This is a genomic window from Solirubrobacter pauli, from assembly GCF_003633755.1.
Lineage (GTDB): Bacteria > Actinomycetota > Thermoleophilia > Solirubrobacterales > Solirubrobacteraceae > Solirubrobacter > Solirubrobacter pauli.
Window position 1 is genome coordinate 3,067,118 of sequence record NZ_RBIL01000001.1, and the last position, 21,203, is coordinate 3,088,320.

Consider the following 21,203-nt stretch of genomic DNA (forward strand, 5'->3'; position numbering starts at 1 on the left):
GTCCTCATTGTCACTGGCCAGTCGGCGCGGTCCCGGCGCGGAACCCTAGGCGCAACCACGTGCTTCCCGGACCGTAGCAAGTGGCGGTCAGCCGGAGCGCGCCTTCCGGACCGGCAGCCGCAGCAGCCCGCGGACGTCCGCGGACGGCAGGCGCTCCGGCTCGCCGGCGAGCTCCAGCGGCCCGAGATCCCGGAAGATCCGCTCGAACGCGACCCGCCCTTCCAGGCGGGCGAGCGCGGCCCCGAGGCAGAAGTGGATCCCGCCACCCAGGGCGACCGCGCCCCGGGCGCGGCGGCCGAGGTCGAGCGCGTCCGCGTGCACGAAGCGCCGCTCGTCCCGGTTCGCCGAGCCCAGCAGCAGGAGCACCGTCGCGTCGGCGGGGATGGTGGAGCCGCCGAGCGTGACCGGCACGGTGGTGCGCCGCGGGAGCACCTGCACCGGCGACTCGAACCGGAGCAGCTCCTCGACGGTCATCGCGGGCGTGACCGACCCGTCGCGCAGGCGCTGCCGCTGCCGCGGATGGCGGAGCAGGACGAGCGCGCCGTTGGCGATCAGGCAGGCGACGGTCGCCGTGCCCGCCAGCAGGAGTCCCATCACCAGGCCGGCGCCCTCCTCGCGCGTCAGCTCCCCGGCCGCGGACGCCGCCACGACGTCGGCGACGAGCCCTTCGTCCGTCGTCTCCATCGTCTCCTCCACGTAGCGCCGCAGGCGCCGCAGCTCGTCGAGCGCCACGCCGCCCGGCTGGTCGAGCGCGCGCACCAGGGCGGTCACGCGCGGGACGTCGGCCTCGGGCGCCCCGAGCAGGCGCAGCATCGTCCACACGGGGAGCGGCCAGGCGACGTCGGCCGCCAGGTCGCCCGCGCCCGCATCCGCCAGCGGGGCGACGAGGCGTTCCACCTGCGCCCGCAGCGCGCGCTCGAGCTCGGCCACCGCGGGTGGTGCGAACGGCGCGCGGACGATCCGGCGCAGGACGTCGTGCCGCGGTGGGTCGAGGTTCAGCAGGTCCCCGGCGCCGACGACCGCGACGACGGGGTCGGCGCGCGAGCCGGAGCCGTTCGAGAAGCGACGCTCGTCGCGCAGCGTCCGGTGCACGTCCTCGTGGCGGGCCACCAACCAGGCGTCCGACGGCTCGTGATAGGTCACCGGGGCCGCGTCGCGCAGGTGGCGGTAGACCGGGTACGGATCGGCGCGGAAGCCGGCATCCGCGAAGTCGAGCGCCGATGCCTGAGAGATTGGATCACTCATTCACCGAACGCTACGGGACCGCACCGTCGGCCGAGCGATCGCTCGGCCGACGGGATGGGCGGGCGCTACTGGGCGGAGATGTCCAGCACGCGGATGTTGCGGAACGAGACGACGTCCTGCGGGGCGCCGTGCGCCTGCAGGCCGAGGTAGCCGACCAGCCCGCGGGAGCTGGAGTCGGGGTCGTTCGGGCGGCCGGGGAACGGCACGCCGGGCTTGTTCTCGTACTCGTTGATCTTCACGCCGTTGCGGAAGACGGTGTAGGTCTGGCCGACGACCTTGATCTCGAGGTCGTTCCAGGTGCCGGCCGGCGTGACGCGCGCCTGGGTGGCGTTGAGGTCGGCGAAGCCGTAGATCGAGCCGGTCTTGCGCGGATCGTTGGTGCCGCCGTCGGGCGAGTCGTTGATCTGGATCTCGTGGCCGCAGTTGACGGCGATCCAGGCCGCCGGGTTCTCGGTCTGCGGGCTGCCGTCGAACGTCATCGGGCAGCCGGGGACGGGCGGCTTGGGCGCCGGGAAGCGCACCTGCACGCCGCTGTTGGCGCGCACGCCGGCGACCGGCGAGTCGTCACGGAACTGCAGCCGCAGCGAGAAGTCGCCGTACGGCCGCGCGGCGTACCAGAGCACGCCGAGGTTGGGCGCGCCCGGCGCGGCCCGCAGCGTCCCGTCACGCTGCAGCGTGACCTGTGAGCCGCCCGCGTACTTCCAGCGCTCGAAGCAGCGGCGCGTGCCGTCGAAGATGACCTCGTAGCCCGCGTCCGGCCCGCGGTTGATGGTCTTCCCGCACGGCGCTCCGGGCTTGTTGTGGCCCTTGCCGGCACCGGGATGGTGCTTGTCGGGCCGCTTGGACGGTCGCTCGGCGGCGACCGCGGGCAATGCCGCCACGGCCAGGGCTCCCGCGCCCAGGAATGCCGCGATGGTCTTGCGCATGATGCTCCTCCCTGCGTACGACAGATTCGCTCAGGCCGTACCCCGGGCCGCCGACCGCGACACCGCCGCCGTTCGCACGTCAACCGCGCAGGACCGGCCTGGGCACCAGGTAGCCCGCCTCGAGGTCGTCCGCCGACTGCGGCCGGGCGAAGTGGTACCCCTGGCCCAGCTCGCACTCGAGCGCGGCGAGCGCCGCGACCTGCTCGGGGCCCTCGATGCCCTCCGCGATCAGGCACAGGCCGAGGTTGTGCGCGAGGCCGACGATCGAGCGGACGATCGTGTGGCTCTCGGGTCGGGTGATCATGTCGGCGACGAACGCGCGGTCGATCTTGAGCGTGCCGCCGGGGAAGTTGTGCAGGACGGTGAGCGACGAGTAGCCGGTGCCGAAGTCGTCCAGGTGCAGGCTGACGCCGATCGCGAGCAGCTCCCGCAACACGGCGCTGACCAGCTCCGGGTTCTCCATCAGCGTGCTCTCGGTGATCTCGAGCACGAGGTTGGCGGCGGGGAGGCCCGCGTCGCCGAGCGCGGCCCGGACCTTCTCGACCAGGTTCCCCTCGGTGATCTGGCGCAGCGACACGTTCACGCTCACGGTCACGCCGGGCGCGACGGCACCGCGGGTACGCCAGCGGCTCAGCGTCTCGCAGGCGTTGCGCAGCATCAGCTCCCCGAGCGGCGCGATCAGGCCCGAGTCCTCCGCCACCGGGATGAACTCCGCGGGCGAGACGGACCGGTCGTCCTCGGGCCAGCGCGCGAGCGCCTCCAGGCCGTTCAGCTCGCCGGTGCGCAGGTCGACGATCGGCTGGAAGAACGTGCGCAGCCGGCCCTCGACGATCGCCTCGCGCAGCTGCGCCTCCAGCGACAGCCGCTCGAGCACGCGCCGGTGCATGCTGGCGTCGAACGTCCGCGCGCGGCCGCCGCCCTGCGCCTTCGCGTCGTACATCGCGATGTCCGCGTTGCGCATCAGCTCGTGGCCGTCCGCCTCCGCGTCGAACGTGTGCGCGATGCCGATGCTGGCGGAGATCGACAGCATCCGCCCGTCGACGTCGATCGGGACCGCCATCGCGTCGCCGACGCGACCCGCGACCTCCGCGGCCTGCTCCGGCCGGCTGATCTCCTCGAGCAGGATCGTGAACTCGTCGCCGCCGAGCCGGCCGACGGTGTCGCCGGGGCGCACGACCTGCTCGATGCGGCGGGCGAGCGCGACCAGCAGCCGGTCGCCGGTGGCGTGGCTGAGGCTGTCGTTGACGAGCTTGAACCGGTCGAGGTCGACGTAGAGCACCGCGCAGCCGAGGCTGGGCTGGCGCGCGTGCTGGCGCAGGCAGTGCTCGAGACGGTTCAGGAACAGGGTCCGGTTCGGCAGCCCCGTGAGGCTGTCGTGCAGCGCCTCGTGGATCAACCGCTGCTGGGCGTTGTGGCGTTCGGTGACGTCGGACAGCGAACCCGTGATGCGGACCGGCGCGCCGCCGTTGCGGGTCGCCAGCCCGCGCGTGAGGACCCAGCGCCAGCTGCCGTCGGCGTGCCGGATCCGGTGCTCGCTCTCGAAGTGCGGGCTGGCCCCGGCCAGGTGGTGATCGATCTCGTGGCGCAGGCGCTCGACGTCGTCGGGGTGCACCAGCTCGAACCACGCGTCGGGCCGGTGAGACGCGAACTGGTCGTAGCCGAGCAGCGTCTTCCAGCGCTCGGAGTAGTGCATCCGCGCGGTCTGCAGGTCCCAGTCCCAGATGCCGTCGTTGGTCGCGCGGACGGCGACCGCGTAGCGCTCCTCGCTGCGGCGCAGGTCCAGCGTCGTCTGGTGCTGGCGCAGCGCGTAGCGGATCGTGCGCTCCAGGCTGAGCGCGTCCAGCGTCCCCTTCACGAGGTAGTCGGTGACGCCCAGCTCGGTCGCCTGCAGGTCGACCTCGTAGTCGTCCTGCCCCGTGAGCAGGATCACGGGCGCCGGCGGGTTGCGCTCCCACGCCTCGCGGACGAGCTGCAGGCCGGTGCGCTCGCCCAGCCGGAAGTCGACCAGGTAGAGGTCGTGCCGGGCTTCGCGGATCGCCCGCAGCGCCGTCTCGAAGCGCTGCTCCCAGTCGAGCTCGACGACCCGCGTCTGCCCCTGGGCGCCGAGCATGCTGCGGGTCAGCACGAAGTCGTCCTCGTCGTCTTCGACGAGGAGGATCCGCAGCGCCTCAGCCACGGGCATGGCCCTGCTCGGGAAGTTCGACGAGCTCGAACCAGTAGCCGGCGAGCGTCTGCATCACCTGTGCGAGCTCCTCGAACGAGACCGGCTTGCTCACGAACGAGTTCACGCCGAGCTCGTAGGTGCGGGCGATGTCCTCCTCGCCCTTGGACGTCGTCAGCACCACGACGGGGATCCCGCGCAGCGCCGGGTCGCTCTTGATCTCGGCCAGCGCCTCGCGTCCGTCCTTCTTGGGCATGTTGAGGTCGAGCAGGATCAGGCCCGGACGCGGCGCCGGCTGGCCGCCCGGGGCGTAGACCCCCGTGCGCCGCAGGTACTGCATGAGGTCGTCGCCGTCGACGACGAAGCGGACGTCGTTGATCAGGCGCGAGCGCTTCAGGGCGCCGGCCGTCAGCAGCCGGTCGTCTTCGTCGTCGTCGGCCATCAGGATCGTGACCGGGCTGCGATCGGCGGGCGCGCTAGATGAGTGCATGGGGGGTCTCCTCGTCGACCGGGTCGGGCAGGAGCGGCATCGTCGGCGCCGCGTCGGCGGGCTGCTCGACCGGCAGCCGGATCGTGAAGGTCGCGCCCTCGCCCAAGACGCTCGTCGCGGCGATCGTGCCGTTGTGGCGATCGACGATCTTGCGGCAGAGCGCGAGCCCGATCCCGGTGCCGGGGTAGGCGCTGGCGCCGTGCAGCCGCTCGAAGGCGCGGAAGATGCGCGTGGCGTACTGGGGCTCGAAGCCGAGGCCGTTGTCGGTGATCTCCAGGTCGGCGATGCCGTCGGTCACGGTCGCGCGAAGCGTGATCTCGGGGGGCACGTCCGGGCGGCGGAACTTGAGCGCGTTGCCGAGGAGGTTCTGCAGCAGCTGGCGCATCTGCACCGGGTCCGCGGCGACGGTCGGCAGGGGACCGATCGTGAGCTTCGCGCCGCTCTCCTGGATGCTGATCTCGAGGTCCAGCAGCACCTGCGCGACGACGTCACCGAGGTCGACCGGGACGAACGGCCGCCCCTTGGTCGAGACGCGGGAGAACATCAGCAGGTCGTCGATCAGCGTCCGCATCCGCCCCGCGGCCGTGTTCATCCGCTGCAGGAAGTCCTGGCCCTCCTCCGAGAGCCGGTCCTTCTCCGTCGCCGACAGGTGCGCGGCGAACGTCTGCACCTTCCGCAGCGGCTCCTGGAGGTCGTGGGAGGCGATCGAGGCGAACTGCTCGAGCTCGGCGTTCGACCGGGCCAGCTCTGCCGCGTGCCGGAGCATCGTGTTCGCGTTCGCCAGCCGCGCGTTCGTGGCCGCGAGCTGCTGGTTCGAGGACGACAGCGCGGCGCTGCGGGACACGAGCTGCCGCAGCAGCGCCAGGAACGCGAACGCCAGGACCGCGAGCGCGCCGTAGATCAACCACGGCAGCCACTTGCGCTGACCGGAGATCGACTCGAGCAGCGCTCCGTCGGGCGCGGTCAGCACGGTCTTCCAGGCGCTGCTTTGGATCGGCGCCGTCGTGAAGCGGCGGTCGCCGGTGAACATCCCGCTCTCGCCCATCCGGAACGCGGCGATGAGCCCGGGCTCCGCGACCGGCTCGCCGACCCGCGTGCGGGGGTCGCGCGTGGCCACCACGACGCCGCGGCTGTCGACGACGTACGCGGAGCCGCGTCTTCCGGGGACGCGCTGGAGGTAGCTGCCGAGGAAGGCGCTGAAGAGCGTCGTCGGCAGGCCGGTGATCAGCACGCGGCGGCCGGACGGGGTGTCGAAGGCGACGGCGAGGTCGATCACGACGGGGCTGCCGGGGCCGTCGGCGGCCTCGATGTCCGAGAGCCACACCGGCGCGCCGCGCAGCGTGGTCCGCGCGCCGTGCGACGCCAGCAGGCGCGACCGCGTCGTCGCGGCGAGCGTGCGGGACCGGGCGATCTCGCCGTCACGGTCGAGCAGGAGGGCGTACGCGAGCCGGCCCTCGGCCACCGCGCGGTCGAGCGCGACGCCGTCGACGTCGGCGGCGCCGTAGCGCTGGGTCAGCTCGGACGAGGCGGCCGCCGACGAGATGACCGCTTGCATCAGCGCGGAGACGACCTCCGCGCGATCGTGGAAGCGCTCGAGCAGCTGCGCGCGGCTGCTGGTCTGCGTGTCCCGCAGCTGCATCCCGACCAGCACCAGGGCGCCGATGACCACCGCCGCGGCGATGCCGACGACCACGTTCGCGCGGGTCCTTCCGAGCTTCCAACCTGCCGTGCCTGGCAATGACGCTCCCTCGAGTCCGGTCCCGGGCGCCGGACTCCGGCGCCCGCTGGGCGGCGACTATATGCGCGTCTACGCGCCAGAAAAGCCGACGGACCGGTAGGTCCGGTACGTGGTGCGCACGGGTTTTGATGCCGCGCCCCGTCGCTCTGCCTCTTGGCCGTACTTACCTGAAGGTGCGCCGGAGGTTTCCTCGCGTCAGCGCGGAAACACGGCAACGCGCCCGACTGCGCTCGCGCCCGAATGCAGTGCGGGCCCCATGGTCCGCGGGCGGTCGGCGATCGAGGATGGACGGCGTGATCGCATCCACTGACCCACCACGGGCTGCCGCCGGCCGGGACGAGGCGAGTAGTGATCACCTCGATCCGGCCCATGCGCTCTACCACCACGCCGCCGGCGTCCTGGCCTCGGCCCAGGCCGTCGACGCGGCTTCGCACGCCGCCGGCGCCGTCGCCGCCGTCGCGCCGACGCTGGCGTGCCTGGACACCGGGCTGGCGGCGCTCGCCGCCGCGACCGAGCGACTGCGCGCACAGGCGCTGACGCGCCTCGCCGAGCCGCTGTTCGAGGCCGACGAGCGACGCCGGGAGCGGGCGGAGCTGTCCGCGAGCTTCGAGCGCCTCGCCGGTGTGCTCGCGCAGGCGTCGATCGCCGCCGAGCAGGCGCTCGCGGCGACCGATCCGGTGCTCGACGAGCTGACGGTCTGAGCGAGGCACCGGGATGATCCGCGTCGCGCTGCTGGACCATGACGAGGCCGCGCTGCGGCGGCGGATCGAGCAGGACCGCGGGCTGGAGGTCGTCGCCGCCGCGCCGGACCCGGCGTCGCTCGCGCGCCGGTTGGGCGGGCGACGCCCGGACGTGCTCGTGCTCGGCTACGACGTGCGCGCCGACGACGCCCTGCCACTGTGCTGGCGCGCGAAGTGCCGCTCCGACGCGCCGCGGGTGCTCATCCACGCCGTCGGCGCGGGTCCGGCGCTGGCGATCGCGGCGCGCGTCGCCAAGGCCGACGGGGTGGTCGACGCGGCGGCGTCCGGGCCGGTCCTCGCGGCCGCGATCCGGGCGGTCGCGGCCGGGGAGCCGGTGCTGCCGACGGTGGCGCGCGCGGACTTCGAAGCGGCCGTCAAGCGCCTGGCCGACGAGGACCTGCCGACGTTCGCCCTCCTGCTCGACGACGTCGACGCCGCGGACGTCGCCGACCACGTGGTCGACGCGGAGCGCCGCGTGCTGCGCATCGTGGACCGCATCCGCCCGCGCCCGGCATCACGCCCGCCCGTACGGGCAGCGGACGCCCGCGGTCTCGCGCGCGCACGCGCGCGCACGCGCCTCACGCAGCGACGCGACGCGGCGGTGCAACACGCGCGCATCCTCGGCCGGCGCGCGCTCGACGACGTCGTAGGTGAGCGTGAGCTCGTCGAGGCGCGCGAAGCAGCGGGTGTCGTCGAAGCCGGCCGTGCAGTCGCAGAGCAGGATCTCGGTCTCCAAGGGCATGGGCACCGAGCCTGGCCCAGGAGCGGCCGTCCGGCCATGGGGCCAAGGCTGTACCGCGGCCGCTGGAGTGCGAAGCTGGTCAGGGTGGTCCGCCGGATCTCGTCGCTACCGCTGTTCTGGCGCGTGTTCGCCGCGAACGCGAGCGTGCTCGTGCTGGCCTTCGCCGGCCTGGTGTTCGCGCCGATCACCGTCTCGGTGCCGGTCGGGGCCAGTGAGCTGCTCGTGCTCGCGCTCGGGCTGGTCGCGCTGCTGGCGGCGAACCTCGTGCTGCTGCGCCCGGCCTTCAGCCCGCTCGACGAGCTCGCGGAGACGATGCGCAAGCACGACCCGCTCGCGCCCGGCGCGCGAGCCGGCACGTCGGGGGACCCGGACGTCGCGGCGCTGGCGCGGACGTTCAACGACATGCTCGACCGGCTCGAGTCCGAGCGGCGCGAGAGCGCGCGCCAGGCGCTGCTCGTGCAGGAGGCCGAGCGGCAGCGGGTGGCGCGCGAGCTGCACGACGAGGTGGGGCAGACGCTCACGGGCGTGATGCTGCAGATCGAAGGCCTCGCGCTGAACATCCCCGACGAGCTGCGCGGCCAGCTCGAGCAGCTGCGCGAGACGGCACGCCACGGCACCGAGGAGGTGCGCAACATCGCGCGCCGCCTGCGCCCGGACGCGCTCGAGGAGCTCGGGCTGTCGCCCGCGATCGTCGCGCTCGCCGGCGCGTTCGAGCGCCAGACGCGGGTGCCCGTGACCCGCACCGTCGAGCCGATGGCGGACCTGGCGCCGGAGGAGGAGCTGGTGATCTACCGCGTCGCGCAGGAGGCGCTGACGAACATCGCGCGCCACGCCGAGGCCGGCGCGGTGACGATCGACCTGCGCCGCCTGGACGCGGGCATCGTCCTGGAAGTGCGCGACGACGGCCGCGGGCTGCCCGACGGCGCCGAGCGCTCCTCGCAGGGCATCCGCGGCATGCGCGAGCGTGCGATGCTGATCGGGGCCGGGCTGGCGATCGAGAGCCGGCCGGGACACGGCACCACGGTCCGGCTCGCGATCCCGCCGCACACCGATGACCCCGCTTAAGACGAGCATCCTCATCGCCGACGATCATCCGATCGTCCTCAACGGCCTGCGGACGGTGCTCAACGCGCAGCCCGACTTCGAGGTCGTGGCCGAGGCGACCGACGGCGAGCAGGCGGTCGAGCGGGCGCTCGCCGAGGAGGTCCAGCTCGCGATCCTCGACATCTCGATGCCGCGCAAGACCGGCCTGCAGGCGGCGCGCGAGATCGCGCAGCGGCGGCCGGACGTGCGGGTGCTGATGCTGTCGATGCACGACAACGAGCAGTTCCTGTTCGAGGCGATCCGCGCGGGCGCCTCCGGCTACGTGCTCAAGAGCTCCGTCGACCGCGACCTGGTGGAGGCGTGCCGCGCGACGATGCGCGGCCAGCCGTTCCTGTATCCGGGGGGTGTGCAGGCCCTGATGCGCGAGTACCTGGAGCGCGCGCAGGCCGGCGAGACGCTGCACAAGGAGCTGCTGACCGCCCGCGAGGAGGAGGTCGTCAAGCTCGTCGCGGAGGCGTACACGAACGAGGAGATCGGCGAGCTGCTGCACATCTCCAAGAAGACCGTGGAGCGCCACCGCGCGAACATCCTCGAGAAGCTCGGGATGCGCGACCGCGTTGAGCTGACGCGCTACGCGATCCGGCGCGGGCTCATCGAGCCGTGAACGGTGCGGCACGGACCGCGACCACGGTGAGCGGGCGGAGGCGTCCGCCGGGCAGCTCGACGTGCACCGCGTCGCCGGCGCGGGCGCCGCGCAGCGCGGCGCCGACCGGCGAGGCGAGCGTCACCTTCGTCGGCGGGGCGTCGCTGGCGCGGCGGCCGACGAGCTCGTAGTCGATCTCGCGGCCGGCGGCGTCGCGGACTCGCACGTGGGAGCCGAGCCCGGCCGCGCCGTCCCCGGCGGCGGTCTCGACCACCGTCGCGGAGGCGAGCAGCCGCTCCAGGTGGGCGATCCGGAGCCCGGTGACGCCCGCCTCCTCGAGCAGCGCGGGCTCCGCGCGCTGCTCGTCGCGCAGGGCTTGCAGCTCACGCGTGGCCTCCGCGAGGTCCGTCGCGCTCAGCATGACCGCGCCGGCGGCGACCGGCGATGGGCGGGAACGAGGTTGATCGATCATGCAGCGAGACCATCGCGGGCGCGCGGTGCGGTCGCCATGGAGTCGCGGCCTCATCCGGTGGGCATGGGGCCCCGCCCGCACCGACATGCGGTCACGACCGCATGGTGGATGGCCCGCCCGCCTCCCATGGTGTGGAGCCTGAAGATGACGCCGCTGAAGACCCGCATCCTGATCGCCGACGACCACCCGATCGTGCTCCGCGGCCTGCGCATGTTGCTCGACGCCCAAGCCGACTTCGAGGTGGTCACGGCCGCCACCGACGGTGAGGCGGCGGTGCGGCTCGCGCTCGACGCGGACATCCACCTCGCCATCCTCGACATCTCCATGCCGCGCAAGACCGGGCTGCAGGCCGCGCGGGAGATCACGCAGCGGCGGCCGGACGTGCGGGTGCTGATGCTGTCGATGCACGACAACGAGCAGTTCCTGTTCGAAGCGATCCGCGCCGGCGTGTCCGGCTATGTGCTCAAGAGCTCGGTCGACCGCGACCTGGTGGAGGCGTGCCGGGCGACGATGCGCGGCCAGCCGTTCCTGTACCCCGATGGGGTGCGCGCGTTGATGCGCGACCACCTCGAGCGGGTGCGCAGCGGCGACGTCGATCGTGACCTGCTGACGCCGCGCGAGGAGGAGATCCTCAAGCTGGTGGCCGAGGCGCACACCAACGACGAGATCGCCGCGCTGCTGGTCATCTCCAAGAAGACGGTCGAGCGCCATCGAGCGAACATCCTCGAGAAGCTGGGCATGCGCGACCGCGTCGAGCTGACCCGCTACGCGATCCGCCGCGGGCTGGTGGCGGCATGAGCTTCGACGTCGCCATCGTCGGCGGAGGCGTGATCGGCGCGATGACCGCCCTCGAGCTCGCCGAGCAGGGCGCGTCGGTGGTCGTCCTCGAACGCGGAGCCGAGCTCGCCTGGGGCTGCTCGGCCGGCAACGCCGGGATCGTCGGCGCGAGCCACGTCCTGCCGCTCGCCACCCCGGCCGCGGTCCGGGACGGGCTGCGCTGGATGCTCCGTCCCGACAGCCCGTTCTTCGTCCGCCCGCGCCTCGGCGTCGTCCCGTGGCTGACGCGCTTCGTCGCGGCCGCGACGCCGGCGCAGGTGGAGCGCTCGACGCAGACGCTGCAGGCGATGGCCACGCGCAGCGCGGCGCGGCACGCGGAGCTGGCCCGGGCCGGGCTCGACGCCGGGTACCGCCAGGGCGGCCTGCTGGACGTCTTCCGCAGCCGGCCCGCGTTCGACGCGGCACGCGCCGGCGCGGGCGAGGCGCTCACGCCCCGCGAGGTCGCGGCGCTCGCGCCGCAGCTCGGGCCCGGGATCGCCGGTGGCCTCTACCACCGTGAGGAGGCGCACTGCGACCCGCTGCGCTTCGTGCTCGCCCTGGGCGCGTGGGCGGCGGCGCTCGGCGTCTCGATCCGCACCCGGACCGAGGTCCTCGGTGTGCGGCGTGAGGGGCGGCGCGTCCTGGCCCTGCAGACCACGCAGGGCGAGCTGGCGGTCGACGAGGTGGTCGTCGCGGCCGGCGTCTGGACCGGTCGGCTCGCGCGCGAGCTCGATCTGGCGCTGCCGCTCGAGGGCGGCAAGGGGTATCACGTCGACGTCGAGGCGCAGCCGGGCGATCCGAGCCTCCCGATCTGGCTGCACGAGCACCGCGTGGTGGTCACGCCCTACGGCTCGCGCGTCCGCCTCGCGGGGACGATGGAGCTCACCGGCACCGATCAGCGCATCGACCAGCGGCGCGTCGACGCGATCGTGCAGGCCGCCACCCGCGCGCTGCCGGCCCTCGCGACGCGCCCGCCGGTGCACGTCTGGCGCGGGCTGCGGCCGTGCACGCCGGACGGCTTGCCGGTGATCGGCCGCGTGCCCGGGGTGGACAACGTCACGCTCGCCACCGGGCACGGGATGTGGGGCCTGCAGCTCGCGCCGGTGACGGCGGAGCTCGTGGCCGCGATCATCCGCGCGCAGCCGCCCGAGCTCCCGCTCGCGCCGCTGCGCGCGGACCGCTTCGACCCGCCGTGGCGCGCGGTCACAGCACGCGAGCGAGGAACTCCCGCGTCCGCGGGTGCGCCGGGTGCTCCAGCACCTCCTCCGGCGGCCCGGACTCGATGACGCGGCCCTCGTCCATGAACACGACGGTGCCGGCGACCTCGCGGGCGAAGCCCATCTCGTGCGTGACGACGAGCATCGTCATGCCGTCGGCGGCGAGGGCGCGCATCACGTCCAGGACCTCGCCGACGGTCTCGGGGTCGAGCGCGGAGGTCGGCTCGTCGAACAGCATCAGCTTCGGCTCCATCGCGAGCGCGCGGGCGATCGCGACGCGCTGCTGCTGGCCGCCCGAGAGCTGCGCCGGGTAGCTGTCGAGCTTGTCCTCGAGCCCGACGCGGGCGAGCAGCTCGCTGCCGCGCGCGACGGCGTCCGCACGCTTGAGCTTGCGCACCCGGATCGGCGCCTCGATCACGTTCTCGAGCGCGGTCATGTGCGCGAACAGGTGGAAGTGCTGGAAGACCATGCCGATCTGCGCGCGCTGGGCGGCGATCTCACGTTCGCGCAGCTCGTGCAGCCGGCCGCGCTTGGTCTTGTAGCCCATGAGCTCGCCGTCGACGGTGAGCTTGCCGCCCTCGATCCGCTCGAGGCGGTTCACGCAGCGCAGGAACGTCGACTTGCCCGAGCCCGAGGGGCCGATCAGGCAGGCCACCTCGCCGCGCTCGACGGTCAGGTCGATGCCGCGCAGCACCTCGAGGTCGCCGTAGCGCTTGTGGACTCCGTTGGCGACGATCATCGTGCCGGCACCGGCTTGAGCAGCAGTCGCATGGGCTTGCGGGCCTCCTTGCGCGCGCGGCTCACGCCGCGGCCGTAGCGCCGCTCGAGCATCGCCTGGCCGAGCGAGAGCAGCGTCGTGATCGCCAGGTACCAGATGCAGACCACGATCAGCAGCGGGATCTGCTGGAAGCTCTGCGAGTAGATCAGCTGGGCGCTGTAGAGCAGGTCGCTCGAGGCGATCACGCTCACCAGCGACGTCGTCTTGAGCATCGAGATCGTCTCGTTGCCGGTCGGCGGGACGATCACGCGCATCGCCTGCGGCAACACGATCCGGCGCAGCTGCTGCGAGCGGGACATGCCGAGCGCGGACGCCGCCTCGGACTGCCCCTCGGGGACGGACACGATGCCGGCACGCACGATCTCCGCCATGTAGGCCGCCTCGTTCAGCGCGAGGCCGAGGATCGCCGCCATGAAGGGGGTGATCAGGACGTTGGCGTCGGCCGAGATCGGGCCGATCTCGATCGTCGGGTACAGCGCGGAGATGAAGCTCCAGAACAGCAGCTGGACAAGCACGGGCGTCCCGCGGAACAGCCACACGTAGAACGCGCCCGCGCCGGACAGCAGCCTGTTCGGCGACATCCGCGCGACGGCGACGAGGACGCCGAGCACGACGCCCGCGACCATCGCGATCGCGGTCAGCTCCAGCGTGAGGAGCAGGCCGTGCAGGATGCGGTCCGAGAACAGCATCTCCCCGACCACGTCCCACTGGAAGCGCGGGTTGGTGGCGACCGACCGGACCACCGCCGCCGCCACGAGGGCGACGGCGATGGCGGCGATCCAGCGCCCCGGCCTGCGGACCGGGACGGCGTCGATCGGCTGCATGGGGCTACTCGGCCGCCTGGTTGATGCCGGGCTCGGTGATCGCGCCGGCCTCGACGCCGTACTTGGCGAGGATCTTGCCGTACGTGCCGTCGGCGATCAGGGCCTTCATCGCGGCCTGCATCGGCTTGACGAGCGGGCTGCCCTTCGGCAGCGCGATGCCGTAGGGGGCGGTGCCGTAGGGCTGGCCGACGACCTTCAGCTGGCCGCCGGACTGCTTGGCCTGGTAGGCGGCGACCGGCGAGTCGGTCATGCCGAGGTCGGCGCGGCCGCTGATGACCGCCAGGTTCGCGCCCGGCTGGTCGGGGAACGTCATCACGTCGATCGCGGGCTTGCCGGCGGCGGCGCACTCCTTCTGCTGCGCCTCGGCGTCCTCGACCTGCGCGGTGCCCTTCTGCAGGGCGAGCTTGCGGCCGCACAGGTCATCGAGCGTGTTGACCGCCGGACCGCCCTGGGCCTTGACGAAGAACGCCGTGCCGGCGGTGAAATAGGTGACGAAGTCGACGGTCGCCTCGCGCTCCTTCGTGTCCGTGAAGCCCGACATGCCGACGTCGTACTTCTTCGTGGTCAGGCCCGGCAGGATGCTGTCGAACGTCGCGTGCTTGACCTCGGCCTCCAGGCCCATCGCGCCGGCCAGCGCCTCCGCCAGGTCGGCGTCCAGGCCCTCGACGGTCTTGCCGTCGGCGCCCATGAACTCGATCGGCGGGTAGCTCGCGTCGGTGCCGACGGTGAGCGTGCCCTTGGCCTTGATGTCGTCGGGCACGATGATCTTGGCGACCGGCTTGGTGGCGATCGTCGGCGCCTCGGTCTTGTCGGATCCACCGCACGCGGCGACGAGGACGGTGGCGGCGACGAGCGGGGTCAGGAGGACTCTCGGGTTCATGGCGAGCAGCCTTCCAGCCGCGCCCAGGCGCTCCCAACGGGTTGTCCAGCGAGCGGTTGGCGGTCAGCCGCCGTCGCCGGTGCGGGCACCAGTCCCGATTACGCGAGGCGCCTCCCGTAACGCGCGGGTCAGCCGATCCGCTCGTCGATGACGACGTGCACGCTCGCTCCCGCCTCCTTGCCGATGGCCTTGCGCAGGGCCGCGCGGACCGGCAGCCGGTGGGTGCCGTCGCCCTGCGCCATCAGGGCGCCGTCGAAGGCGACGCCGTCGATCGAGCCGCGGATCTTGACGAGGCCGCGCGTGCCGAACAGCTGGTGGACGTCGTCGAGCACGACGCACGTCCAGGTACCGGGGTCGTCGCCCTTGTGCAGCTCGGCGTCGAACGTCTTGACGGGCATGGGATCACCCTTCCAGGAACGGGAGGACGGTGGCCAGGACGAGGTCGGTGCGGGCGAGGCCGTTGAAGTGGGTCGTACCCGGGAAGACCGCGAGTTGGGAGGCGGGGACGCCGACGAAGTCGCCGTTGACGTCGCCGCCGCGCAGCCGCAGGAACCTGGCGGCGTGCTCGATCTTGACCATGTCGCAGTCGCCGATGGTGATCAGCGTCGGCGCGGTCATGCCGCGGATCTCGTCGTCGGTCCAGCCCGTGGTGTGCTCCATGATCCCGCCGAGCTTGTCGAGCAGCGTCTGCAGGTGCGCGTGGTCCGGATGGGGCGACTTGGCCAGGTAGGCCTGCTCCATCGGCGTGCCGGCGATCATCTCCACCTTCATCTCGATCACGGCGTCGGTGTTCTCGCCGCGCTCGCCGTCGCGCGAGATCGACACGGACGACGCGATCAGCTTGCGCACCAGCTCGGGATGGCGGACGCCGAGCTCGACGCCCACCGCGCCGCCGACGCTGAACCCGAACACGTCCACCTGCGCCACGCCCAGGTGCCGCAGGACCGCGACGACGTCGGTCCCGAGCGCGGGGATGCCGAGCGGCCGGTCGATGTCGTTGGTGCGGCCGTGGGCCTGGAAGTCCAGCGCGATCACGCGGCGGTCGGCGGCCAGCGCGGGCAGCAGCGCCCCGAACTGCTGGTCGATGTCGAACAGCCCGCCGTGCAGGAGCAGCAGCGGCGTGCCGTCGCCGGCGCCGTGCAGCTCGTAGTACACGTTCAGGTCGCCGACGGGGACGTATCCGGTCTCGTTCGCAGTGCTCATGTCCCCCAAGACCGGGCGTCCCGGAGAAACTCATCGGCCGCCGTCACAAATCTCGCTCTGCGTGTAAGTACGGGCCAGATGCGCACCGACACCGACCTGCTGAGAGGGGACGCGCGGGGCTTCGCCGCGTTCTACCGCCGGCATGAGGACGCGGTGCTCGGGTTCCACCTGAAGCGGACCGGCTCGGCGGAGCTGGCGGCGGACCTGGCCGCCGAGACGTTCGCGCGGGCGCTCGAGGGCCGCAAGCGGTTCGATCCGCGGCGGGGCGACGCGGGCGCGTGGCTGTTCGGGATCGCCCGCAACGTCCTCGGCCGCAGCCTGGAGCAGGGGCGCGTGGAGAACGAGGTCCGGCGCCGGCTGGCAATGCAGCCGCTCGAGCTCGACGACCACGCCCTCGCGCGCATCCACGAGCTGAGCGACGAGCCGGCGCAGCACGCGCTGGGCGGGCTGCCCGACGACCAGGCGCGCGCGGTCAGGGGCCGCGTGATCGACGAGCACGGCTACGACGAGCTCGCCCGCGAGCTGCGCTGCTCGGAGAGCGTGGTGCGTCAGCGGGTGAGCCGCGGGCTGCGCGCGCTGCGAGCGGAGCTGGGGAGGGACGAATGACCCGACTGCCCGAGTTGGAGCGCGAGCTGTTGCGCGCGGCGCAGGTCCTCGAGCGGCGGCGCCGGCCGTGGTGGCGGATCTCGCTCCTCGGCGGCGGTGCGACGCTCGCGCTCGCCGCGACGGCCTACGCGACGGCGCAGCTCCTGCTCCCCGAGGGCGACCCGGTGCCGAAGGCGCCGCCCGCGCAGCGGGCGTCGCTGCCGCAGCTGGATCCGGGGTCGTCGCGGCTCACGAGCCTGCGGGCCGACGACCCCGAGGGCGGGCTGCCGTGGGGCCTGTCCGTCTCGCGCTCGAAGGACGGGCACCTGGTCTGCGCGCAGGTCGGCCGCGTCCAGGGCGGCAAGCTCGGCGTCGTCGGCCGTGACGGGACCTTCGACGACGACGGCGCGTTCCATCCGCTCGCTCCGGACGCGAACCAGGGCGGCAGCTGCGGCGGGATGCCGCCCGACGGGAACCTCGTGCTGGGCACCGACGGGCCGCCGATCCCGGCCAGCGGGTTCACCGGCAGCTTCCTCAGCCCCGCCGGCGGCTGCCGGGAGGACGTCCCGGCGTCCACGATGTCGCCGCAGACCCGGCGCAAGCTGCGCAACGTGCCGGTGTGCAGGGCGAGCAGCCTGCGCGTCGTCAAGTACGGGTTCGCCGGCCGTGACGCCGTCACGGTCGAGTACGGCGGTCGGCGCATCACGGCCAACCCCGACGAGAGCGGCGCCTACCTGTTCGTCCTCGAGCCGCGCAAGACGCCGCTCACCCTCACCGTCACCTACAAGGACGGGCGGGTCTGCCGGTCGTCGTTCCCGCGGCCCCCGGCGGACCTCCCGCCGGACTGCTAGGCCGCGATCCCGCCCTGGATCACGCGGTCCACGGCCTCTGGCGACAGGATGTGCTCGATGACCATGATCCCGGTGCCGACGACGCCCGCGCGGTCGCCCAGACGCGACGGGACGATCCGCAGGTCCCCCGTCGCCAGGGGCAGCGAACGCTGGAAGATCACCTCGCGCACGCCCGCGAGCAGCTGCTGGTGGGCTTCGGCGATGTCGCCGCCGATCACGATCGCGCCGGGGTTGAAGAAGTTCACCGCGCCCGCCAGGACCTCGCCGAGGCAGCGGCCGGCGTCGCGCACGGCCTGGATGGCCTGCGGCTCGCCCGCGCGCACCAGCGTGACGACGTCCCGCGAGGACTCGGCCGGCAGGCCCAGCTCGGTCAGCTTGGTGGCGAGCGCGCGTCCGCCCGCGACGGCCTCGAGGCAGCCGATGTTGCCGCAGCGGCAGATGACGTCGTCGTGGCCGGCGAGCCGGACGTGGCCGATGTCGCCCGCCGCGCCCTGGGCGCCGCGGTGGATGCGCCGGCCGGCGACGATGCCGCAGCCGATGCCGGTGCCGATCTTCACGTAGAGCAGGTGCTCGTGCTCGCGCCAGTGGGTCCAGTGCTCGCCGAGCGCCATCGTGTTCACGTCGTTGTCGACGAGCACGGGGCCGTCGAAGTGCTGCGAGAACCACTTCGGGATCGAGAAGCTGTCCCAGCCGGGCATGATCGGCGGCGCGACGGGCTCGCCGGTCGAGAACGCGACCGGCCCGGGCACGCCGACGCCGACGCCGCGCACGTCGGCCGCCGAGCGGTCGATACCCGCCAGCAGCTCGAGGAAGTGGCGATGGACCGTGTCCAGGACCGGCTCCGGCCCTTCGCCGATGTCCATGTCGAAGGTCGTCTCCGCGAGCTGCTGGCCCGCGAGGTCCGAGACGACGAGTCGCGAGTGCGTGGCGCCGAGGTCGGCGACCAGGACGACGCCGGCGCCCTGGTTGAACATCAGCACGGTCGGCGGGCGGCCGCCGGTCGAGGCGCTCGCGTGCGCCTCGTAGACCAGCTCGTGCTCGCGCAGCGCGTCGAGGCGCTGCGCGACGGTCGACCGCGCGAGGCCGGTCTGCTTGACCAGGTCCGCCCGCGTCACGGCATCGCCGTTCCTGATCAGCCGGAGTAGCGTCCCTGCTCCCGTCACGACTTCGCTCCCTTCAGACCCAGCGCCATTTCGCTCAGTTAACCAGGGATTAGCCCGACTTACCTAAGGATTTGGACCAAAGTTTCACATGATTGGACGGAAGGTCGAATCCCTTTTCTCATCTTCCGGACGAAGTGAGCGTCAGGCGACTGACCACTGACGGCCGCGCACGACCTCGGCCTGCACGATCCGGTCGATGACCCCGGGGTCGAGCACGTGCTCGATCACCATGATCGCCGCGCCGACGACGCCGGCCCGGTCACCCAGCTGGGAGTGGCCGAGGCGCAGGTCCCGCGTGGCCATCGGCAACGAGCGTCCGAAGGACATCTCGCGCATGCCCGCGAGGAGCTGCTGGTGCACCTCCGACAGGTCGCCGCCGATGATCACGGCGCCGGGGTTGAAGAAGTTGATGCACTCGGCGAGCACCTCGCCGATCGCGCGGCCCGCCTCGCGCACCGCCTGCGCGGCCTCGGGCTCGCCCTCGTGGACCAGCCGGACGACATCACGTGCGGTCGTGGCGTCCAGGCCCGCTCGCCGGAGCCGCGCCGCGAGCGCGCGCCCGCCGGCCACGGCCTCCAGGCAGCCCAGGTTCCCGCACCGGCAGACGACGTCGGTGTGGCCCGCGAGCCGCACGTGGCCGATGTCCCCCGCCGCGCCCTGGGCGCCGCGGTGGATCCGGTTGCCGGAGATGATCCCGCAGCCGATGCCGGTGCCGACCTTCACGTAGAGCAGGTGCTCGCAGCCGCGCCAGTGCGTCCAGTGCTCGCCCAGCGCCATGATGTTCACGTCGTTGTCGACGAGCACCGGCACCTCGTAGTGCTGGGAGAACCAGTCCGGGATCGAGAAGCCGTCCCAGCCCGGCATCATCGGCGGCGCGACCGCCTCCCCGCGCGAGAAGGCGACCGGCGCCGGGATCCCGACCCCGATGCCCCGCACGTCCTCGCCGCTGCGACCGGCCTCGGCGAGGAGCTCGGTGAAGCGCTCGTTGACCCAGAACAGGACCTGCTCGGGCAACCGCGCGATGTCCACGTCGTAGGCGCGCTCGGCGAGCGGCGCCCCGGACAGGTCGGTGACGGCGAGTCGCGCGTGGGTCGCGCCGAGCGCGGCCACGAGCACGACGCCCGCGGAGCGGTTGAAGGCGAGCACCGTCGGCGGCCTGCCGCCCGTGGACGCGCTCCCTCCCGCCTCATAGACCAGCCGATGAGCCATCAGGGCCTCCACCCGCTGGGCGACGGTCGAACGTGCCAGGCCTGTTCGCCGTGCGATGTCAGCGCGCGTGACCGCCTCCCCGTCCCGGATCAGCCCCAGCACACGCCCGGCCCCCACCGGCGCGCTGGGGCTTTGACTCTCTCCTGCGGTCAACATGAGCGCGAGTTAACCAGAGACGCAACACGAAATCGACACAACTCGCGAAGGTTTCCGCTTTAAGAGGGCGCTATCGCGAACTTAGGCGCGGTTCTTTTGCGTAGGGACAGGGGAAAGTGACACGTTTCAACGCTGACACTTTGCTCAATGACCGTTGTCGCGGCGGTGCACGAGCCGGTTCACGGAGGCCTCGGCCAGGACGTGCTCGATCGCCATCACGGCCGCGCCGGTCGTCTCCGCGGCCTCGCCCAGGCGCGTCGCGGTGACGATGAGGTCACGGGTCGCCATCGGGAGCGAGCGCGTGAAGGCGGTTCCCCGCAGGCCGGCCAGCAGCGGCTCGGAGGCGGCGGCGAGCTCCCCGCCGAGCACGATCGCGCCCGGGTTGTAGAAGTTCACGCACGCGGCGAGCACCTCGCCGACGGCGCGCCCCGCCTCCCGGACGGCGCGGACGGCCTCGGGATCGCCCGCGTGGACGAGCGCGACGACGCCCTCGGGGGTGGCGACCTCGCGCCCGGCCGCCTGCAGGCGCTCGACGAGCGCCCGCCCGCCCACGACCGCCTCCAGGCACCCCGTGTTCCCGCATGCGCACGGCACGTCCGCGTGCCCGGGGACGCCGATGTGGCCGAGTTCGCCCGCGGTGCCGCGCGCGCCGTGGTGCACGCGGCCGTCGGCGACGATCCCGCAGTCGATCGACGTCCCCACCGACACGTACAGCAGGTGGTCGACGGCCTGCCGGCGTGTCCACTGCTCGGCGAGCGCGCGGAGGTTCACACGCCGGTCGACGAGCACGGGGGCGTCGCCGAGGACGGGAAGGTCCTCGCGCAGCAGCGGCTCGTGCTCCGCGTCCACCCCGATGCCCACGGCCCACACCCGCTGCGCCGGCACCTGCGCGTGCTCGAGCGTGGCCCGCAGATATGTCTGAAGGACCCCGGGACCCATCATCGGGCCCTCATAGCTACGCTCCGCCACCGGCCTTGCGCCGAGGTCGGACACGACGACCCGGCAAAAGGTCGGTGAGACGGCCGCCGCGAGGACGACTCCGGCTGTAGGGTTGAACTCCAGCGTGGCCGGAGGGCGGCCACCGGTCGAGGGGCCGCTCACCTCGTTGACGAGGCCGAGCGTGAGGAGCGAGTGGACGCGTTCGGCGAGGGTCGAGCGTGAAAGCCCGGTGGTGAGCGTCAGTTGGGCTCTCGTCGTGGCGTGCGCATCGCGGATCAGCCGCAGCACGGCGCCCGCGCCCGCTTGGGCCTCGAACATGTCGCGAGTTAATCAGACTTGCGACGGACCTGGGCGGAAGTTCTGACGTTGTGTTCGGATTAA

At 72.8% G+C, this 21,203-nt stretch carries 21 protein-coding genes; 7 read left to right on the top strand and 14 right to left on the bottom strand.

Translation table 11 applies throughout. The features are described from left to right. Positions 1-87: 87 nt before the first annotated feature. The 5 genes from C8N24_RS14470 to C8N24_RS34645 form a co-directional block, all read right to left on the bottom strand. Positions 88-1,245 carry a cytochrome P450 gene (locus C8N24_RS14470; protein WP_121250841.1) on the bottom strand — a complete coding sequence of 386 codons (1,158 nt, stop codon included), beginning with the start codon at positions 1,243-1,245 and terminating at the stop codon, positions 88-90. Between the two features lie 65 nt (positions 1,246-1,310). After that, entirely contained in the window at positions 1,311-2,171 is an 861-nt protein-coding gene (locus tag C8N24_RS14475) for a 3-keto-disaccharide hydrolase (protein WP_121250843.1), read from the bottom strand. 79 nt (positions 2,172-2,250) lie between these two features. Further along, complete coding sequence (locus C8N24_RS14480; protein WP_121250845.1) at positions 2,251-4,353, bottom strand: putative bifunctional diguanylate cyclase/phosphodiesterase; 2,103 nt, start codon at positions 4,351-4,353, stop codon at positions 2,251-2,253. Beyond that, positions 4,340-4,822, bottom strand: coding sequence for a response regulator (locus C8N24_RS14485; protein WP_121250847.1), 483 nt, complete (start codon positions 4,820-4,822; stop codon positions 4,340-4,342). Before C8N24_RS14485 ends, C8N24_RS14480 begins: the two co-directional genes overlap by 14 nt. Continuing rightward, entirely contained in the window at positions 4,809-6,515 is a 1,707-nt protein-coding gene (locus C8N24_RS34645) for a sensor histidine kinase (RefSeq protein WP_211339965.1), read from the bottom strand. The genes C8N24_RS14485 and C8N24_RS34645 overlap by 14 nt, the downstream gene beginning before the upstream one ends. A 338-nt stretch (positions 6,516-6,853) precedes the next feature. On the opposite strand from C8N24_RS34645, the gene C8N24_RS14495 reads away from it, so the two are divergent. Genes C8N24_RS14495 through C8N24_RS14505 form a run of 3 tightly spaced genes read left to right on the top strand, consistent with a single transcriptional unit; the run spans position 6,854 to position 9,750 of the window. Continuing rightward, on the top strand, positions 6,854-7,261 hold the full coding sequence (locus C8N24_RS14495; protein ID WP_147447803.1) for a hypothetical protein: 408 nt from the start codon (positions 6,854-6,856) through the stop codon (positions 7,259-7,261). 13 nt (positions 7,262-7,274) lie between these two features. Continuing rightward, on the top strand, positions 7,275-9,107 hold the full coding sequence (locus tag C8N24_RS34650; protein WP_211339966.1) for a histidine kinase: 1,833 nt from the start codon (positions 7,275-7,277) through the stop codon (positions 9,105-9,107). Next, positions 9,094-9,750 carry a response regulator gene (locus C8N24_RS14505; protein ID WP_121250851.1) on the top strand — a complete coding sequence of 219 codons (657 nt, stop codon included), beginning with the start codon at positions 9,094-9,096 and terminating at the stop codon, positions 9,748-9,750. The genes C8N24_RS34650 and C8N24_RS14505 overlap by 14 nt, the downstream gene beginning before the upstream one ends. Here the strand turns inward: C8N24_RS14505 and C8N24_RS14510 are convergent. Beyond that, positions 9,737-10,201, bottom strand: a complete 465-nt coding sequence (locus tag C8N24_RS14510; RefSeq protein ID WP_170179089.1) for a GreA/GreB family elongation factor — start codon at positions 10,199-10,201, stop codon at positions 9,737-9,739. The genes C8N24_RS14505 and C8N24_RS14510 overlap by 14 nt on opposite strands. A 144-nt stretch (positions 10,202-10,345) precedes the next feature. Here C8N24_RS14510 and C8N24_RS14515 point away from each other — a divergent pair, with 144 nt between their 5' ends. Further along, entirely contained in the window at positions 10,346-10,999 is a 654-nt protein-coding gene (locus tag C8N24_RS14515) for a response regulator (RefSeq protein ID WP_121253213.1), read from the top strand. Beyond that, positions 10,996-12,303, top strand: a complete 1,308-nt coding sequence (locus C8N24_RS14520) for an NAD(P)/FAD-dependent oxidoreductase (protein WP_121250855.1) — start codon at positions 10,996-10,998, stop codon at positions 12,301-12,303. The genes C8N24_RS14515 and C8N24_RS14520 overlap by 4 nt, the downstream gene beginning before the upstream one ends. On the opposite strand, the gene C8N24_RS14525 is transcribed toward C8N24_RS14520, so the two are convergent. The 5 genes from C8N24_RS14525 to C8N24_RS14545 form a co-directional block, all read right to left on the bottom strand. After that, on the bottom strand, positions 12,221-12,973 hold the full coding sequence (locus C8N24_RS14525; protein ID WP_121250857.1) for an amino acid ABC transporter ATP-binding protein: 753 nt from the start codon (positions 12,971-12,973) through the stop codon (positions 12,221-12,223). The genes C8N24_RS14520 and C8N24_RS14525 overlap by 83 nt on opposite strands. Next, on the bottom strand, positions 12,970-13,836 hold the full coding sequence (locus tag C8N24_RS14530; RefSeq protein WP_121250859.1) for an amino acid ABC transporter permease: 867 nt from the start codon (positions 13,834-13,836) through the stop codon (positions 12,970-12,972). The genes C8N24_RS14525 and C8N24_RS14530 overlap by 4 nt, the downstream gene beginning before the upstream one ends. A 4-nt stretch (positions 13,837-13,840) precedes the next feature. Next, a complete protein-coding gene (locus tag C8N24_RS14535) occupies positions 13,841-14,716 on the bottom strand; it encodes an ABC transporter substrate-binding protein (RefSeq protein ID WP_121250861.1) in 876 nt (291 codons plus the stop codon). A gap of 128 nt (positions 14,717-14,844) precedes the next feature. Further along, complete coding sequence (locus C8N24_RS14540) at positions 14,845-15,114, bottom strand: DUF1905 domain-containing protein (protein ID WP_121250863.1); 270 nt, start codon at positions 15,112-15,114, stop codon at positions 14,845-14,847. Between the two features lie 4 nt (positions 15,115-15,118). After that, the gene (locus C8N24_RS14545; protein WP_121250865.1) at positions 15,119-15,919 is read right to left on the bottom strand and encodes an alpha/beta fold hydrolase; all 801 of its coding nucleotides are present in this window, start codon (positions 15,917-15,919) and stop codon (positions 15,119-15,121) included. 78 nt (positions 15,920-15,997) lie between these two features. Here C8N24_RS14545 and C8N24_RS14550 point away from each other — a divergent pair, with 78 nt between their 5' ends. Together C8N24_RS14550 and C8N24_RS14555 are read left to right on the top strand one after the other, a co-directional pair. Continuing rightward, a complete protein-coding gene (locus C8N24_RS14550; protein ID WP_121250867.1) occupies positions 15,998-16,525 on the top strand; it encodes an RNA polymerase sigma factor in 528 nt (175 codons plus the stop codon). Then, positions 16,522-17,355 carry a hypothetical protein gene (locus C8N24_RS14555; protein WP_147447804.1) on the top strand — a complete coding sequence of 278 codons (834 nt, stop codon included), beginning with the start codon at positions 16,522-16,524 and terminating at the stop codon, positions 17,353-17,355. The genes C8N24_RS14550 and C8N24_RS14555 overlap by 4 nt, the downstream gene beginning before the upstream one ends. On the opposite strand, the gene C8N24_RS14560 is transcribed toward C8N24_RS14555, so the two are convergent. The 3 genes from C8N24_RS14560 to C8N24_RS14570 form a co-directional block, all read right to left on the bottom strand. After that, positions 17,352-18,470 (bottom strand): ROK family transcriptional regulator, encoded by a 1,119-nt coding sequence (locus C8N24_RS14560; protein ID WP_211339967.1) that lies wholly within the window; start codon positions 18,468-18,470, stop codon positions 17,352-17,354. The two genes, C8N24_RS14555 and C8N24_RS14560, sit on opposite strands and share 4 nt — an antisense overlap. Before the next feature lie 189 nt (positions 18,471-18,659). Then, on the bottom strand, positions 18,660-19,883 hold the full coding sequence (locus tag C8N24_RS14565) for an ROK family transcriptional regulator (RefSeq protein WP_121250873.1): 1,224 nt from the start codon (positions 19,881-19,883) through the stop codon (positions 18,660-18,662). Positions 19,884-20,027: 144 nt separating this feature from the next. Continuing rightward, positions 20,028-21,140, bottom strand: a complete 1,113-nt coding sequence (locus C8N24_RS14570) for an ROK family protein (protein ID WP_121250875.1) — start codon at positions 21,138-21,140, stop codon at positions 20,028-20,030. Positions 21,141-21,203: the final 63 nt, after the last annotated feature.